Here is a 14,825-nt window from a genome sequence, read left to right as displayed (position 1 = left end):
CCGCAAGCATCGGAGTGATGGGAATGCCCCACGGGACTAACCTGGCATTCTTCAACCAGGAGCCACCACCATGACCGCGCGCCACGCCACCGAACAAGACCCGCGCTGGGCAGCGATTGTCGCCCGAGACGCCAAGGCCGACTTGACCTTCGTCTATGGTGTGAAAACCACCGGTGTGTACTGTCGCCCCAGCAGTTCCGCACGGCGCCCGCGCCCGGAGAACGTCGAGTTCTTCGACACCCCGCAACAGGCTGAAGCGGCGGGCTACCGGCCCAACAAGCGCGCGTCGGGGGACCAGACCCAGGTGGCCGCACGCCATGCGCAACTGGTGGCAGCGGCCTGTCGGCACATCGAACAGGCCGAAACCCTGCCGCCCCTTGAAGATCTGGCCGCCCTCGCCGGCTTGAGCCCGTTCCATTTTCATCGGGTGTTCAAGGCGGTGACCGGCCTGACGCCCAAGCGCTACGGCAGCGCTCATCGCTCGCGCAAGGTGCGCGACGGCCTCAAGGACCAGCACTCGGTGACCAATGCGCTGTACGACGCCGGCTTCAATTCCAACAGCCGCTTTTATGAGGCTGCCGACCAATTGCTCGGCATGAAGCCCCGCGACTACAAAGCCGGCGGCACCAACACGGATATTCGCTTTGCCGTTGGCCAATGCTCGTTGGGCGCCATTCTGGTGGCCCAGAGCAATCGCGGTGTGTGCGCGATCCTGCTGGGGGATGACCCGGACAAACTGGTGCGCGACCTGCAGGACCAGTTTCCCCGCGCCAATCTGCTGGGTGCCGATCACGACTTCGAACAATTGATCGCCCAGGTGGTGGGCTTTATCGAAGCGCCGGCCCTGGGCCTGGACTTGCCCCTGGACTTGCGCGGCACTGCGTTTCAGGAACGCGTGTGGCAAGCCTTGCGGGAAATCCCGGTGGGGTGCACCGCCAGCTACGCCGAGATCGCCCAGCGCATCGGCGCGCCGACCGCCTATCGCGCCGTGGCCCAGGCGTGTGGTGCCAACAGCCTGGCGGTGGCGATTCCCTGCCATCGCGTGGTGCGCGCCGACGGCAATCTGTCGGGCTACCGCTGGGGTGTCGAGCGCAAGCGGCAGTTGCTGGAGCGCGAAAGCCCGGCAGAATCCTGAGGACGTCTACACCAGTTTGCGCTTGCGAAACTCGGCCACCTTATGCCGATTGCCACACAGCGCCATGCTGCACCAGCGGCGCTTGTGGCCCTTGGTGCGGTCGTAGAACCACAGCACGCACTCGGGATGTTCACAGGTGCGGACCAGGCCGAAATCCCCTTCCACCAGTAACGTCGCGGCGGCTTCGGCAATCGGCGCCAGGAACTGCTCGGCAGTCTGCACCTTGCGCTGGCGCTCCAGCCGCAACTCGCCAGGCGCCGGCCAAGCCAGTTGCGGGTGACTGACCGCCTTGCGCAGAAACGCATTCAGCGCGCCGGGATCGCCCTGCTGGCCGGCCTTGCGCTGTTCCAGTAACACGCGGATCACTTCCCGCAATCCCCGCGCCGCGCCCAGCAGTGCCCCCTCCTCAAATACCGGTACTGCGCCCTCCTCGGCCCAGCCAAGCCGCACCAGCCAGCGCTCGACATCGGCATCACCTTGCCAGAATTCAAAGGGCACACCGTCGACATTCGCCCGGGTATTGAGCATGTCCAGCACGGGATGATCAGCCAGGACGTAGGGTTCCAACGGGGATGGGGTGATGGCGGGCATGGTAAATCCTCTTCAAGTCCGCGCCATCGTAACCGCTGATTTCGCTTTTGAATAGTTACTAAATTTGCTAATCAGTAACCCAATAAATTAATTTGACAGGTTACATTTTCAAGCGCAGCCTGCAAAACCAGTAACCCAACAAATAAATTTAACCAGTTACAAAGAGGACTACGATCATGTCGATTTCAGCCCCGGTTGTTCGCTATCAGCACGTTGATGCCGATGGTGTGCGCATTTTCTACCGTGAAGCCGGCGACCCGTCCGCGCCGGTGTTGCTGCTGCTGCATGGCTTTCCCAGTTCGTCCCATATGTACCGTGACCTGATCCCGCTGCTTGCCACCCGTTACCGGATCATCGCCCCGGACTTGCCAGGCTTCGGCTTCACCGAAGTCCCCGCCGAACGCAATTACCACTACAGCTTCGATAACCTGGCGATCACCGTTGGCCACTTCGTCGACGCCCTGAACCTCAGTCGCTATGCCCTCTATGTGTTCGACTATGGCGCACCGGTGGGCCTGCGCCTCGCCGTGGCCCACCCGGAACGGGTCAGCGCGCTGATATCGCAAAACGGCAATGCCTACCTGGAAGGTTTGGGTGACGCCTGGGATCCGATCCGGGCCTACTGGGCCGAGCCGAGCCAGGCCAATCGCGAGGTGATTCGCAACGCGGTCATCAGCCTGGAAGGCACGCGCTATCAGTACCTGCATGGCGTGTCGCAACCGGAGCTGGTGGCGCCGGAGTCCTATATGCTCGACGTGCTCCTGATGCAGCGTCCCGGCAATGACGAGATCCAGTTGGACCTGTTCCTCGACTACCGCAACAACCTGACGCGGTACCCGGCGTTCCAGGCGTTTTTCAAGGCCACGCAAGTGCCGGCGCTGGTGATCTGGGGCCAGAACGATCCCTTCTTCATCCCGCCGGGCGCCCATGCCTACAAAGGCGACAACCCCAACGCCGTGGTGGAATTACTCGACACCGGCCACTTCGCCCTGGAAACCCACGCCGCGCACATTGCCCAACGGATTCATGCAGTACTGGGCGACGCCATCAACTGATAACCGCCCATGAAACACTGGATTCGTCCAGTGAATAATACAGACTGGCCTGGTGCTGCCTGGCCCTGCTAAAACGACGGAACAGCATTCCACCGTTGGAGAAGCGTCCCATGAGCACCTGGCCAGACACCCGAATTCTTGACCTGCTGGGCATCGAGTTACCGATCATTCAGGCGCCCATGGCCAATGCCACGAGCACGGCCATGGTGATTGCGGCCAATCAGGCCGGCGCCCTCGGTTCAATGCCGGCGGCGGCGCTCAGCATCGAGCAACTGCGCGAAGCACTCACCACGATTCGCCAGGCCAGTTCGCGGCCGCTGAACGTAAATTTCTTCTGCCATCAGCCACCGACGCCGGATGCTCACCGCGACCTTCAGTGGAAGAACCTGCTGGAAACCTACTACCGTGAGCTGGGCGCCGATTTTGACGCGCCGACGCCCGTCTCCAACCGCGCACCGTTCAACAACGCCGCCTGTGAAGTGGTGGAAGAATTCCGCCCGGAAGTGGTGAGCTTTCACTTCGGCCTGCCGGAAAAATCCCTGCTGGACCGGGTCAAGGCCACCGGGGCGAAAGTGCTGTCGTCGGCTACCACCGTCGAAGAAGCCATCTGGCTGGAACAGCACGGCTGCGATGCAATCATCGCCATGGGCAACGAAGCCGGTGGCCATCGCGGGATGTTCCTCAGCGACGACCTGAACAGCCAGATCGGCACCATGGCGCTGGTGCCACAGGTTGTCGATGCCGTGCGCGTGCCGGTGATTGCGGCCGGCGGCATCGGGGATGCCAGGGGCATTGTCGCGGCCTTCGCCCTTGGCGCGTCAGCGGTGCAGATTGGCACCGCGTACCTGTTTACCCCCGAGGCCACCGTCTCGAAGTCACACCACCATGCCTTGCGCACTGCCCAGGCCAGTGAAACCGCGCTGACCAACCTGTTCACCGGGCGCCCGGCGCGGGGCATCATCAACCGCGTAATGCGTGAGTTGGGCGCGATCAACCCCACGGCGCCGGCGTTCCCGCTGTCCGGCGGTGCGTTGATGCCGCTCAAGGCCAAGGACGAAGCCGGCTTCAGCAACTTGTGGTCGGGCCAGGCGCTGCGCCTCGGCAAAGACATCTCCAGCTATGACCTGACGCTGCAACTGGCCGCGCAAACCCTGGAAAAACTCGACCGACGCTGAACCTGAACTCCCGGGACAACTTTGCGCTGTACCGGCAGTGGCCAACCGCTATATATTCCCATACATAGCGGTAGTCCCCCTCTGCCTAACAAGCCGCAAACCCCAAGGAGCTTCTTGATGATGATTCGCGCCTCACGCCTGGCCCCCACGGCCCTCGCCACCCTGATCGCCGCGTTTGCCTTCTCCTCGGCGAATGCCGATGAAGTACAGGTGGCCGTGGCTGCCAACTTCACCGCACCGATCCAGGCGATTGCCGCCGACTTTGAAAAAGACACCGGCCATAAACTGGTCGCTGCCTACGGCGCTACCGGCCAGTTCTACACCCAGATCAAGAACGGCGCGCCGTTTGAAGTGTTCCTCAGCGCCGACGACACCACCCCGCAGAAGCTCGAAGCCGAGGGCGACACCGTCAAGGGCTCGCGCTTCACCTACGCGGTCGGCACCCTGGCGCTATGGTCGGCCAAGGAAGGCTACGTCGATGCCAAGGGCGAAGTGCTGAAGAAAAACCAGTTCCAGCACCTGTCCATCGCCAACCCGAAAGCCGCGCCTTATGGCCTGGCCGCCACCCAGGTGCTGGCGAAGGAAGGCCTGACCGAGAAGGTCAAGGACAAGCTCGTTGAAGGCCAGAACATCACCCAGGCCTATCAATTCGTCTCCACCGGCAACGCCGAACTGGGTTTTGTAGCGCTGTCGCAGATCTACAAGGACGGCAAAGTCACCAGCGGTTCGGCCTGGATCGTACCGTCGTCGATGCATGACCCGATCAAGCAGGACGCGGTAATCCTCAACAAGGGCAAGGACAGCGCCGCCGCCAAGGCCCTGGTTGAATACCTCAAGGGTCCGAAAGCCGCCGCGGTGATCAAGTCCTACGGTTACGAGCTGTAAATGCCGCTGTCGAGTGCCGATTTTTCCGCGATCTGGTTGACCCTGAAACTGGCATCGCTGACCACGGTCATCCTGCTGATCATCGGCACTCCGATAGCCCTCTGGCTGTCGCGCACCCGCTCGTGGTGGCGCGGCCCCATTGGCGCGGTGGTGGCCTTGCCGTTGGTGTTGCCACCCACGGTGATCGGCTTCTACCTGCTGCTGACCATGGGCCCCAATGGCTACTTCGGCCAGTTCACCCAATGGCTGGGCCTGGGCACCCTGACCTTCAGCTTCGCCGGGTTGGTGATTGGCTCGGTGATCTATTCGATGCCGTTCGTGGTGCAGCCGTTGCAAAACGCCTTCTCCGCCATCGGCACTCGCCCGCTGGAAGTGGCCGCGACCTTGCGGGCCAATCCCTGGGACACCTTTTTCACGGTGATCCTGCCCCTGGCGCGCCCAGGGTTTATCACCGCGTCGATTCTCGGTTTTGCCCACACCGTCGGCGAGTTCGGCGTGGTACTGATGATCGGCGGCAATATTCCCAACAAGACCCGGGTCGTCTCGGTGCAGATCTACGACCACGTCGAAGCCATGGAATATGCCCAGGCCCACTGGCTGGCCGGGTCCATGGTGGTGTTTTCTTTCCTGGTGTTGCTGGCGCTCTACTCCAGCCGTAAAACCAAGGCGGGCTGGAGCTGATGTCGATGATCGAGGTACGCCTGCAACTGAAGTATTCCGGGTTTGCCCTGGACGTCGACCTGCACCTGCCCGGTCGCGGGGTGACGGCGCTGTACGGCCATTCCGGCTCCGGCAAGACCACCTGCCTGCGTTGCATCGCCGGGCTGGAGCGGGCTGAAGAGGGTTTCGTGCAGATCAACGACGAGGTCTGGCAAGACAGCCGCAAAGGACTGTTCGTGCCACCCCACAAACGCGCCCTGGGCTACGTGTTTCAAGAAGCCAGCCTGTTCCCGCATTTGTCGGTGCTGGCCAACCTGGAGTTCGGCCTCAAGCGCATCCCGCGCCAGCAACGCCGGGTGGAGATGAGCCACGCCACCGAACTATTGGGCATCGGCCACCTGCTGGAGCGCCATCCGCAGCACCTTTCCGGCGGTGAGCGCCAGCGCATCGGCATCGCCCGCGCCCTGCTCACCAGCCCGAGCCTGTTGCTGATGGATGAACCGTTGGCCGCGCTGGACAGCAAACGCAAAAGCGAGATCCTGCCGTATCTCGAACGCCTGCATGACGAACTGGAGATTCCGGTGCTGTACGTCAGCCATGCCCAGGACGAAGTGGCGCGCCTGGCTGATCACATCGTGTTGCTCAGCGACGGCAAGGCCCTGGCCAGCGGTCCCATCGGCGAAACCCTGGCCCGGCTGGACCTGCCCATGGCCCTGGGCGACGACGCCGGTGTGGTGATCAACGGCACCGTCAGCGCCTACGACGCGCACTACCAGTTGCTCACCCTGCAATTGCCCGCGAGCCAATTGCAGATGCGCGTGGCCCATGCACCATTGGCGCTGGGCAAACCGTTGCGTTTCAAGATCCAGGCGCGGGACGTCAGCTTGAGCCTGCAGGCCGAGGAACACAGCAGCATCCTCAATCGCCTGCCGGTGACGGTGACCCAGGAAATCCCGGCGGACAACGCAGCCCACGTGCTGGTAAGCCTGGACGCGGCCGGCACGCCGCTGCTGGCGCGCATCACCCGTTACTCGCGGGACCAGTTGCAGCTGCATCCCGGCCAGACGCTGTGGGCGCAAATCAAGGCGGTGGCGGTACTGGCCTGACTGCCCGACAGCTGCTATGGGGGAGCAAACTTGTTGGCACGACCGCAAAACCCTGCGGTCAATCAGAAATACCTGCCAAGGAATTTGCGCCATGCCCGATCCTGCGTTGCTTGCCGACCTGCCCCGCGACCTGCATTACGTCGACGATACCCAGCCCGGCCTGTCCCGGAAAAAGCTGCGGGGCAAATTCCAATACTTCAAGGCCGACGGCACACGCATAACCGATGCCGACGAAATCAAACGCATCAACGCACTGGCAGTGCCGCCGGCCTATACCGATGTGTGGATCTGCGCCGACCCGCGCGGCCATCTGCAGGCCACCGGGCGGGATGCCCGGGGGCGCAAGCAGTACCGCTACCACCCGCGCTGGCGCGAGGTGCGCGACACCGACAAGTATTCCCGGCTGCAACAGTTCGGCAGCGCGCTGCCCAAGTTGCGCAAACAGTTGGAAGCACAGATCGAGGCGCCAGGGTTCAATCGGGAAAAGGTCCTGGCCACGGTGGTGCTGCTGCTCGACGCCACCCTGATCCGCGTCGGCAATACCCAATATGCCCGCGACAACCGCTCCTACGGCCTGACCACCCTGCGCACCCGCCATGTGGACATCAAGGGCAGTGAGATCCTGTTCCAGTTTCGTGGCAAGAGCGGCATCGAGCACCAGATCAGCGTCAAGGACCGGCGCCTGGCCACGGTGATCAAGCGTTGCCTGGAGTTGCCGGGGCAGAACCTGTTCCAGTACCTGGACGAGAACGGCGAGCGCCATACCGTCAGTTCCACCGATGTGAATGCCTACCTGCACACCCTGACCGGCGCGGATTTTACCGCCAAGGACTACCGCACCTGGGCCGGCAGCGCCCTGGCGCTGGCAGTGCTGCGCGAGCTTGAGTGGCAGCCGGAATCCGACGCCAAGAAACATGTGGTGGAGATGGTCAAGAACGTTGCCAAGCAACTGGGCAACACGCCGGCGGTGTGTCGCAAGTGCTACATCCACCCGGCGGTGCTGGAGCATTTCAGCCTGGGCGAACTGGCGAAACTGCCCAAGCCCCGAGTGCGCAAAGGCTTGAAGGCCGAGGAAGTCGGGCTGGCGATGTTTCTGGAGCAACTGGCCGAACGCCTGTAAGTGCACCAAGTCATTGCAGCGGAGCACGAAGCGCCCTACGGTAGTGGCCGGATAATCTCACCGAGGAACCCGGCCCCATGCTGCCTTCATCCCTGAAGCCCTACACCAACGCCGCCTTGCTGCATCGCCACAAATGGCGCGGGCGTGTCGGGTTGCTGCTGGTGGCCAGCCTTTCCGTGCTGGCGGGCATGACCGATGCGATTGGTTTCATGGCCAGCGGGGATTTTGTGTCGTTCATGAGCGGCAACACCACGCGCCTCGCCGTGGCGATCAGCGAAGGCGACCTGGGCCTTACCGCGCGCCTGACACTGCTGGTGGCGACGTTTATCGCCGGGAATGCGCTGGGCGTGATGGTCAGCCGCGTCAGCCGGCGCCACGCCCTGCCCCTGTTGCTGTGCATCGCCACCCTGCTGTGCGGGGCTGCGGCCTGGCCGTTCGCCGATCAATTGCCGGCGTTGCTGGCAGCGATCATCGCCATGGGCATGCTGAATGCCGCCGTCGAAGAAGTGAACGGGTTGCCCGTGGGGCTTACCTATGTCACCGGGGCGCTGTCACGCTTTGGTCGCGGACTGGGCCGCTGGATGCTCGGTGAACGCCGCAACGGCTGGCGCGTGCAACTGATCCCGTGGGCCGGGATGTTTGTGGGTGCGGTGATCGGTGCGTTGCTGGAGCACCACATGGGGATTCGTGCGCTGCTGGTCAGCGGGGTGCTGTCGGCGCTGTTGGGGCTGGTGTCGCTGAAGATTCCGCGGCGCTGGCACCTGGGGTACATGCCCCGCTAGAAAACAGTTGCCCTCCCGACGCTCCGGCCTCGACATCCCTGTACCGGTAAAGAGCCGTCACGCCGGGTGAGCGGGAAAATACTAAAACAATGCCTGCGGGACTGTCCGCAGGGCATTTCTGAACTTTTCTAACGGAATGGATTACAGGCAGGTCGCCAGTGCCGCCAGGCGGCGCTTGGCCGGATAGTCATCCTGGGCCGCGTAATAGTTGACGGAGGCGCCGGCGCCGGCACTGCGCACGTCGACAAAATAGTCACCTGCCGTGGTGTAGATGGTGAAGCCACCAGCCTGTGCAGGCTCCATGAAACCACCGGCATCCACCCCGAACACCGCTTCATCCTGCCAGCCGAACTGGATGCACTGGGCAACCACCAGCGGAGCCTTGTCCGAGGCCAGGGTTTTGTAGGGCGCGCCGGTACGCGCCTCTTTCATCTTCGAGCCCGCGCAACCGGCCAGCGATGCCAGGACCAAAGCGCCAATTACCACCATCCGCATACCGAAGCTTCCTTGGAAAAAACGCGACTGTACCATTAGCAGGCGACACCGAAGGATTATTGCGTCACCCTGCCGCCTACTTACGAACCCGCTTTTACCCGGAACCCCCATGACACCCAATGCCGAGCGCTACAACCCCTCCACCGACTACGCCGACAAGCTGATCAGCCGCATCGGCCAGACGCCTTCGTGGATCGCCAAACGCATCGGCGTGACCGACAAGCGCATCCGCTACATCCTTGACGGCGAGCGCACCGTGAAGGGCGAAAGCACCCCGATCCAGATGACCTACACCGAGCAATTTGCCCTGGAATGCCTGGCGGCCGAGGCGAAAGCCAACAAGAAAGCCGCCGCCCCGGTTATCGAATAGCTGACAGATTCATGAACTTTGTTTCACTGTGAAGGAAGACCTCGCCGCCTATAGTCGGCAGGCTCATTTTTAAGAAGTCTCCCTTCCAGCCTGCCCTCCCGCAGGCTTTTTTTTGCCTTGGTTTTGCTCCCCCCGTAGCAGGAGTTTGCTGGTCAGAGCAGCCAGCGGAACAGATAGAACAGCGCCATGCTCAGCAACACGGTGATTAGCACGCTACGGGTCCAGAACATCAACGCCACGGCGCTGATTCCGGCCAGCAGGTAGGGGTTGCCTACACTCAGGTTGAGCTTGTGATCAGCCAGGAAAATGATCGGGCCGCAGATGGCGGTGAGCATCCCCGGTACGGCAAACCCGAGAAACTCCCGCGCCCCGCGATTGAGGCGCACCGGCAGGCGCGGCTCGAGAAACAGGTAGCGGTTGAGAAACACGATCAAACCCATGCCAAAAATCATCACGAAGATCATTGTTGCCCTACTCCCAGCCGCTTGCAGGCAAACCCTGCGCTCATCCCCAACACACCGGACACCACCACCGCCGATTCCCAGTGCAGGTAGCTCAGCCAAACCGAGCACAGCAACGACACGGCTACGCAGACGATGGTCGGCACGTCGCGCACTACCGGGGTGATCAGGGCGATAAAGGTCGCTGCGATCGAGAATTCCAGGCCCAGTTGATCCAGCCCGGGAATGCTTTTGCCGAGCACGATGCCGGCGAAGGTAAAGACGTTCCAGATGATATAGAACGTCAGGCCGACGCCCAGGGCGTACCAGCGATTGAAGGTCTGGCGGTCGTACTGGCTGACCAGGGCGAAGAATTCGTCGGTCAGCAAAAAGCCCAGGCTCATGCGCCACCTTGGCTTGAGCGGCGACAGCGTGGGACGCATGTGCATGCCGTAGAGCAAATGCTGGGAGGTCAGCAGCAAGGTGGTCAGCAGGATCGAAATCAGGCTGGCGCCGCTCTTGACCATGCCGATGGCCACCAATTGTGCGGCACCGGCAAACACGATGGTCGACAGCCCCTGGGCTTCCAGCGGCGTGAATTGGGCATCAATTGCAGTCGAACCGGCCAGCAATCCCCACGGCGCACACGCCAGGGACAATGGAATGATCGCAATCGCGCCACGGGAAAAGGCGTTCAGAGGCAGAGCGTTAGGCATACACAACAAGCTCATCGACAGTCAGTCGACAAGCATGCCAGCGGTATCAGGGATTGTCTTGAACGATCGTGCTCAAGCCAGTTTGACCGACACCCGCTCCACCGCGTCCCGGGCTTCGCGCAGTTCGTGGGCGTCCTGGTTGAGCCGGTGGATGGTATTGAGCAGGCGCTGCCGCAGCACTTCATCGCTGAGCTTTTCGACGGCGCGCATCAGGTCAAAGGCCGCGGTTTCGTTATTGTCCGCGACGGAATCCAGGGTCTTGCGCAGGTTGCGAGTGGCACGGGTCACACGTTTTCTTCCTTCATCACCAATGGGCAGGCACTTTAGGACATTTGTGTTTCAGTTTAATTTCAACCACTTGTCATCGATTGTCGGGCACTTGACGCAGGTCAATCGAAACAAGGCTTGACCAATAAATATGGATATCCGTATATTCGTATTTCCATATGTATCAAGGCACTGACCATGTCAGATCTTTTCTCCCCGCCCAACGTCTTCAAATGCCTGGCCGACGCCACCCGCGCCAGGCTGACGTTGTTGATCCTGCGTGAAGGCGAACTTTGCGTGTGCGAATTGATCCATGCTCTGGACGACAGCCAGCCGAAAATCTCCCGCCACCTGGCGCAACTGCGCAGTTGCGGGTTGCTGCTGGACCGTCGCCAGGGCCAGTGGATTTATTACCGCCTCAACCCGGCCTTGCCGGAGTGGGTGACGGCAGTGCTCGACACCACCCTGCAAGCCAACCAAGCCTGGTTAAAAACAGACGCCCAGCGTCTGGAAACCATGGGTGACCGACCACAACGGGCCAGCGCCTGCTGCTGATCCTGCGGAGAGCTTTTCATGCTTGTTGCCGTTGCTATCTTTCTGTTCACCATCATTTTGGTCATCTGGCAGCCCAAGGGCCTGGGCGTGGGCTGGAGCGCCACGATGGGTGCGATCCTGGCCCTGGCCTGTGGGGTTATCAGCCTGGCCGACATCCCGGTGGTGTGGCACATCATCTGGAACGCCACCGGGACCTTTGTCGCGCTGATCGTCATCAGCCTGCTGCTGGATGAGGCGGGCTTCTTTGCCTGGGCTGCCTTGCATGTGGCGCGCTGGGGCCGTGGGCGCGGTCGGCGACTGTTCGCGTACATGGTGCTGCTGGGCGCGCTGGTATCGGCTTTGTTCGCCAACGACGGCGCGGCGCTGATCCTCACGCCCATCGTGATGTCGATGCTGTTGGCGTTGCGCTTTTCCCCGGCAGCCACCCTGGCGTTCGTCATGGGCGCCGGGTTTATCGCCGACACCGCGAGCCTGCCGCTGGTGGTCTCCAACCTGGTGAACATCGTCTCGGCCGACTATTTCAAGATCGGCTTCAACGAATACGCTGCAGTGATGGTGCCGGTAAACCTGGTGAGCGTCGCCGCGACCCTCGCCGTATTGCTGTGGTTTTTCCGCCGGGACATTCCGCAAACCTACGACCCGGCCGACCTCGATGACCCCGCCAGTGCGATCCACGACCGCGCCACCTTCCGCGCCGGCTGGTGGGTGCTGGGCATCCTGCTGGTGGGCTGCTTTGCCCTGGAACCGCTGGGCATTCCCATCAGTGCAATTTCTGCCGCCTGCGCCATATTACTGCTGGTGATCGCCGCCAAGGGCCACAAAATCTCCACCCGCAAGGTGCTGAAGGAAGCGCCCTGGCAGATCGTGATTTTCTCCCTGGGCATGTACCTGGTGGTCTACGGCCTGCGTAACGCCGGGCTGACCGACTACCTCGCGACCTGGCTCGACACCTTCGCAAGCTATGGCGTATGGGGCGCGGCCTTGGGCACCGGTGTGCTCACCGCGCTGCTGTCTTCGGCGATGAACAACCTGCCAACCGTGCTGATCGGCGCGCTCTCCATCGAGGCCAGCCACGCCGTGGGCGTGGTCAAGGACGCGATGATCTACGCCAACGTGATCGGCAGCGACCTCGGCCCCAAAATCACCCCTATCGGCAGCCTGGCGACCTTGCTCTGGCTGCACATCCTGGCACGCAAAGGCATCACCATCACCTGGGGTTACTACTTCAAGGTCGGGATCGTGCTGACCCTGCCGGTACTGTTGATCACCCTCGCCGCCCTGGCCTTGCGCCTGAGTTTCTGACGGAGTTCGCTTGATGAAAGTCCTGTTCATGTGCACCGCCAACAGCTGCCGCAGCATTCTTTCGGAAGCCTTGTTCAACCATCTGGCGCCGGACGGTTTCCAGGCCATCAGCTCCGGGAGTTTCCCCAAGGGCCAGGTGCTGCCACGCAGCCTGACCACGCTGAAGGCCGCCGGCATCAGCACCGAAGGCTTGTACAGCAAGGGCAACGACGCCTTTGAAGGCAGCCCGCCAGACATCGTCGTCACCGTATGCGACAAGGCTGCCGGAGAAGCTTGCCCGGTGTATTTCGGCCCGGCGCTCAAGGCGCATTGGGGATTGGAGGATCCGTCTGATGTTCAGGGCGATGAAGCCCAAGTCGACGCCGCGTTCCGCGCCACCCTGAAAATCATTGAACGGCGCTGCCGGGCTTTTTTCGAGATTCCGTTCGCCAGCCTCAGCCCCATCGAAATCAAGGCCGAGCTTGATCGCATCGCCACGCCGTAACCGAAGAGCCGGGCGAGTAGTCGATCTGAAGCCCTTTTCCGGCGTATGCTCGCGGGCAACGGTCACAGCGAGCCCCCTCAATGAGTTCCATGCAGCACGCCTGGCTGGGCAACTACGAAGTCAGCAGCACCACCTGCACCGGCCTGACATTTGCCCGCCACAGCCATGATGAATGCGTGATCGGCGTCAACCTGCTTGGCGAGGAACAGGTGTGGCTGGATCGTCGCACCTTCGAGGCCGGCCCCGGCAGCATCACCCTGTACAACCCGGGGCAGATTCAAGGCGGCGGCGCGGCCGAAGGGCAGCCGTGGCGGTTTGTCAGCTTGTATGCGACTGCCGAGCAATTGGCGGCTGACCTGGGCCTGGCGCACCTGGAGTTCGACCGTTCGCTGTGCTTCCAGCCGGCGTTGGCGATGAAACTCGCCGGGGCGATTGAAGGCGCGTTGAGTGTCGATCCGCTGGCCCGTGAGCTGAGTGAGGAAGCCCTGGTGGTGCTGCTCGGCGAAGTCGTCGGTTGCAGCGGCGTCCGCTTGCCGGGCAGCACTGCGGTGGGACGCGGGTTGGTGATCAAGGCCCAGGAATTGCTGGCTGAAAACCTGCACCAGGCGGTGGCACTCGAGACCCTTGGTGACGAGTTGGGCCTGTCGAAATTCCATCTGCTGCGGGCTTTTCAGAAAGAAACCGGGCTGAGTCCACGCCAGTGGGCGATGCAACTGCGTACCCGGCGCGCCAAGGGGCTGTTGCGCTCAGGCGTTGCGGCGTCGCAGGTTGCCCATGCCTTGGGGTTTGCTGACCAGAGCCATCTGAATCGGCATTTCCGGGCGGCCTACGGGATCACACCGGGGCGCTATCAACGCGTGCTCAAGGGCTGAAAAGCGCAATCTGGTTCAAGACGACTTACACACCCTTCCCTAAAATGCCGGCCATCACTTGAAGGAAGGCAGGCATGTTGACGATCTTTTTTTCGGCGCTGGTGTTTGGGTTTGTGTTTTGCCTGTCGCCGGGGGCGGTGCTGGCGGAGACGCTGCGCCGTGGGCTGCTGCATGGGTTTACCCCTGCGCTGTTGGTGCAGATCGGTTCGCTGGTGGGCGATGCCGTGTGGGCGGTGATCGGGCTTACGGGCATGGCGTTGTTGATCCAGCATGAGTCGGTGCGGGTGCCGCTGACGGCCGTTTGTGGGCTGTATCTGGCCTGGCTCGGGATTCGCAGCCTGATGGATGCCTGGCACTTGCCAGAGGCCGGGAGTGCGCCGCCCAGGTCCGGGCAGAATGCGCTGGTGGTGGGGGCGGCGATTTCCCTGGCCAATCCGAAGAACATTGTCTATTGGGGGGCGCTGGGGAGTGCGTTATCGGGGATAGTCGGGGCGGCGCCTAGCCATGGGCAGACGTTGATGTTTTTTGCGGGGTTTATGCTGGCGTCGGTGTTGTCGTGCTTTTTGATTGCGGGGTTGGTCAACTTGCTGCGGCGGAATGCTTCGCCCATGTGGCAGAGGGTTAGCTATGGGGCTTGTGGGGTGGTGCTGCTGTATCTGGCGATGTTGGCGTTGCGGGGGATTTGAGGGGGCATATCCGTTATTTGGGTAACGGCGGCCTATGGTTCCGCTCTTACAGCGGCTCACTTTGGAAAAGCCGGAATGCCGGCCCAGCCCAAAGTAGGCAAAGGGCTCCGCAATACCTGCGTTCGGCCT

19 protein-coding genes are annotated in these 14,825 nt (G+C 62.2%); 14 read left to right on the top strand and 5 right to left on the bottom strand.

What is annotated here, in order from left to right; all coding sequences use genetic code 11:
• Positions 1–70: 70 nt before the first annotated feature.
• Positions 71–1,135, top strand: coding sequence for a bifunctional DNA-binding transcriptional regulator/O6-methylguanine-DNA methyltransferase Ada (gene ada, locus HX821_RS07505; RefSeq protein WP_003212590.1), 1,065 nt, complete (start codon positions 71–73; stop codon positions 1,133–1,135).
• 6 nt (positions 1,136–1,141) lie between these two features.
• Here the strand turns inward: ada and HX821_RS07500 are convergent, their stop codons facing one another.
• Positions 1,142–1,726: an ABATE domain-containing protein gene (locus tag HX821_RS07500; protein ID WP_087693903.1), complete on the bottom strand. Its 585-nt coding sequence runs from the start codon at positions 1,724–1,726 to the stop codon at positions 1,142–1,144.
• 176 nt (positions 1,727–1,902) lie between these two features.
• Between HX821_RS07500 and HX821_RS07495 the strand changes: the two genes are divergently transcribed.
• From HX821_RS07495 to HX821_RS07465, 7 genes are all read left to right on the top strand, one after another.
• Positions 1,903–2,781, top strand: coding sequence for an alpha/beta fold hydrolase (locus tag HX821_RS07495; RefSeq protein WP_177035516.1), 879 nt, complete (start codon positions 1,903–1,905; stop codon positions 2,779–2,781).
• 110 nt (positions 2,782–2,891) lie between these two features.
• Positions 2,892–3,956, top strand: a complete 1,065-nt coding sequence (locus tag HX821_RS07490; protein WP_177035515.1) for a nitronate monooxygenase family protein — start codon at positions 2,892–2,894, stop codon at positions 3,954–3,956.
• Positions 3,957–4,073: 117 nt separating this feature from the next.
• Positions 4,074–4,841: a molybdate ABC transporter substrate-binding protein gene (modA, locus tag HX821_RS07485; protein ID WP_102604918.1), complete on the top strand. Its 768-nt coding sequence runs from the start codon at positions 4,074–4,076 to the stop codon at positions 4,839–4,841.
• Entirely contained in the window at positions 4,842–5,522 is a 681-nt protein-coding gene (modB, locus tag HX821_RS07480; protein ID WP_003212595.1) for a molybdate ABC transporter permease subunit, read from the top strand. It begins immediately after the preceding gene.
• Positions 5,522–6,607, top strand: a complete 1,086-nt coding sequence (gene modC, locus HX821_RS07475) for a molybdenum ABC transporter ATP-binding protein (RefSeq protein ID WP_177035514.1) — start codon at positions 5,522–5,524, stop codon at positions 6,605–6,607. The genes modB and modC overlap by 1 nt, the downstream gene beginning before the upstream one ends.
• A gap of 91 nt (positions 6,608–6,698) precedes the next feature.
• Complete coding sequence (locus HX821_RS07470) at positions 6,699–7,727, top strand: DNA topoisomerase IB (RefSeq protein ID WP_003212597.1); 1,029 nt, start codon at positions 6,699–6,701, stop codon at positions 7,725–7,727.
• A gap of 77 nt (positions 7,728–7,804) precedes the next feature.
• Positions 7,805–8,509, top strand: a complete 705-nt coding sequence (locus tag HX821_RS07465) for a YoaK family protein (protein WP_087693906.1) — start codon at positions 7,805–7,807, stop codon at positions 8,507–8,509.
• 141 nt (positions 8,510–8,650) lie between these two features.
• Here the strand turns inward: HX821_RS07465 and HX821_RS07460 are convergent, their stop codons facing one another.
• Entirely contained in the window at positions 8,651–9,004 is a 354-nt protein-coding gene (locus tag HX821_RS07460; RefSeq protein WP_087693907.1) for a hypothetical protein, read from the bottom strand.
• Positions 9,005–9,113: 109 nt separating this feature from the next.
• On the opposite strand from HX821_RS07460, the gene HX821_RS07455 reads away from it, so the two are divergent.
• Positions 9,114–9,374, top strand: a complete 261-nt coding sequence (locus tag HX821_RS07455; RefSeq protein WP_003212600.1) for a hypothetical protein — start codon at positions 9,114–9,116, stop codon at positions 9,372–9,374.
• A gap of 152 nt (positions 9,375–9,526) precedes the next feature.
• Here HX821_RS07455 and HX821_RS07450 read toward each other — a convergent pair whose 3' ends face one another.
• The 3 genes from HX821_RS07450 to HX821_RS07440 all read right to left on the bottom strand — a co-directional run bounded on the left by HX821_RS07450 (position 9,527) and on the right by HX821_RS07440 (position 10,818).
• Complete coding sequence (locus HX821_RS07450) at positions 9,527–9,838, bottom strand: AzlD domain-containing protein (RefSeq protein ID WP_008432487.1); 312 nt, start codon at positions 9,836–9,838, stop codon at positions 9,527–9,529.
• A complete protein-coding gene (locus HX821_RS07445; RefSeq protein WP_003212602.1) occupies positions 9,835–10,530 on the bottom strand; it encodes an AzlC family ABC transporter permease in 696 nt (231 codons plus the stop codon). The genes HX821_RS07450 and HX821_RS07445 overlap by 4 nt, the downstream gene beginning before the upstream one ends.
• 72 nt (positions 10,531–10,602) lie before the next feature.
• A complete protein-coding gene (locus tag HX821_RS07440; protein WP_003212603.1) occupies positions 10,603–10,818 on the bottom strand; it encodes a hypothetical protein in 216 nt (71 codons plus the stop codon).
• Between the two features lie 177 nt (positions 10,819–10,995).
• Between HX821_RS07440 and HX821_RS07435 the strand changes: the two genes are divergently transcribed.
• From HX821_RS07435 to HX821_RS07415, 5 genes are all read left to right on the top strand, one after another.
• Positions 10,996–11,352 (top strand): metalloregulator ArsR/SmtB family transcription factor, encoded by a 357-nt coding sequence (locus HX821_RS07435; protein WP_003212604.1) that lies wholly within the window; start codon positions 10,996–10,998, stop codon positions 11,350–11,352.
• Positions 11,353–11,370: 18 nt separating this feature from the next.
• Positions 11,371–12,654 carry an arsenic transporter gene (locus HX821_RS07430; protein ID WP_003212605.1) on the top strand — a complete coding sequence of 428 codons (1,284 nt, stop codon included), beginning with the start codon at positions 11,371–11,373 and terminating at the stop codon, positions 12,652–12,654.
• Positions 12,655–12,667: 13 nt separating this feature from the next.
• Complete coding sequence (locus tag HX821_RS07425) at positions 12,668–13,138, top strand: arsenate reductase ArsC (protein ID WP_177035513.1); 471 nt, start codon at positions 12,668–12,670, stop codon at positions 13,136–13,138.
• Positions 13,139–13,218: 80 nt separating this feature from the next.
• Positions 13,219–14,010 carry an AraC family transcriptional regulator gene (locus tag HX821_RS07420; protein ID WP_177035512.1) on the top strand — a complete coding sequence of 264 codons (792 nt, stop codon included), beginning with the start codon at positions 13,219–13,221 and terminating at the stop codon, positions 14,008–14,010.
• Between the two features lie 74 nt (positions 14,011–14,084).
• Positions 14,085–14,696, top strand: coding sequence for a LysE family transporter (locus tag HX821_RS07415; protein ID WP_177035511.1), 612 nt, complete (start codon positions 14,085–14,087; stop codon positions 14,694–14,696).
• The last annotated feature ends 129 nt before the right edge of the window (positions 14,697–14,825 follow it).

Source organism: Pseudomonas sp. B6001, from assembly GCF_013386015.1.
In the GTDB taxonomy this organism is placed as follows: domain Bacteria; phylum Pseudomonadota; class Gammaproteobacteria; order Pseudomonadales; family Pseudomonadaceae; genus Aquipseudomonas.
Note: the sequence above shows the minus strand (reverse complement) of the source record. Positions and strands in the feature narration are given on the sequence as shown.

Coding starts and splice junctions, on each gene's coding strand:
- ada (WP_003212590.1), top strand. CDS start 71: ATGACCGCGCGCCACGCCACCGAACAAGACCCGCGCTGGGCAGCGATT.
- HX821_RS07500 (WP_087693903.1), bottom strand. CDS start 1,726: ATGCCCGCCATCACCCCATCCCCGTTGGAACCCTACGTCCTGGCTGAT.
- HX821_RS07495 (WP_177035516.1), top strand. CDS start 1,903: ATGTCGATTTCAGCCCCGGTTGTTCGCTATCAGCACGTTGATGCCGAT.
- HX821_RS07490 (WP_177035515.1), top strand. CDS start 2,892: ATGAGCACCTGGCCAGACACCCGAATTCTTGACCTGCTGGGCATCGAG.
- modA (WP_102604918.1), top strand. CDS start 4,074: ATGATGATTCGCGCCTCACGCCTGGCCCCCACGGCCCTCGCCACCCTG.
- modB (WP_003212595.1), top strand. CDS start 4,842: ATGCCGCTGTCGAGTGCCGATTTTTCCGCGATCTGGTTGACCCTGAAA.
- modC (WP_177035514.1), top strand. CDS start 5,522: ATGTCGATGATCGAGGTACGCCTGCAACTGAAGTATTCCGGGTTTGCC.
- HX821_RS07470 (WP_003212597.1), top strand. CDS start 6,699: ATGCCCGATCCTGCGTTGCTTGCCGACCTGCCCCGCGACCTGCATTAC.
- HX821_RS07465 (WP_087693906.1), top strand. CDS start 7,805: ATGCTGCCTTCATCCCTGAAGCCCTACACCAACGCCGCCTTGCTGCAT.
- HX821_RS07460 (WP_087693907.1), bottom strand. CDS start 9,004: ATGCGGATGGTGGTAATTGGCGCTTTGGTCCTGGCATCGCTGGCCGGT.
- HX821_RS07455 (WP_003212600.1), top strand. CDS start 9,114: ATGACACCCAATGCCGAGCGCTACAACCCCTCCACCGACTACGCCGAC.
- HX821_RS07450 (WP_008432487.1), bottom strand. CDS start 9,838: ATGATCTTCGTGATGATTTTTGGCATGGGTTTGATCGTGTTTCTCAAC.
- HX821_RS07445 (WP_003212602.1), bottom strand. CDS start 10,530: ATGCCTAACGCTCTGCCTCTGAACGCCTTTTCCCGTGGCGCGATTGCG.
- HX821_RS07435 (WP_003212604.1), top strand. CDS start 10,996: ATGTCAGATCTTTTCTCCCCGCCCAACGTCTTCAAATGCCTGGCCGAC.
- HX821_RS07430 (WP_003212605.1), top strand. CDS start 11,371: ATGCTTGTTGCCGTTGCTATCTTTCTGTTCACCATCATTTTGGTCATC.
- HX821_RS07425 (WP_177035513.1), top strand. CDS start 12,668: ATGAAAGTCCTGTTCATGTGCACCGCCAACAGCTGCCGCAGCATTCTT.
- HX821_RS07420 (WP_177035512.1), top strand. CDS start 13,219: ATGAGTTCCATGCAGCACGCCTGGCTGGGCAACTACGAAGTCAGCAGC.
- HX821_RS07415 (WP_177035511.1), top strand. CDS start 14,085: ATGTTGACGATCTTTTTTTCGGCGCTGGTGTTTGGGTTTGTGTTTTGC.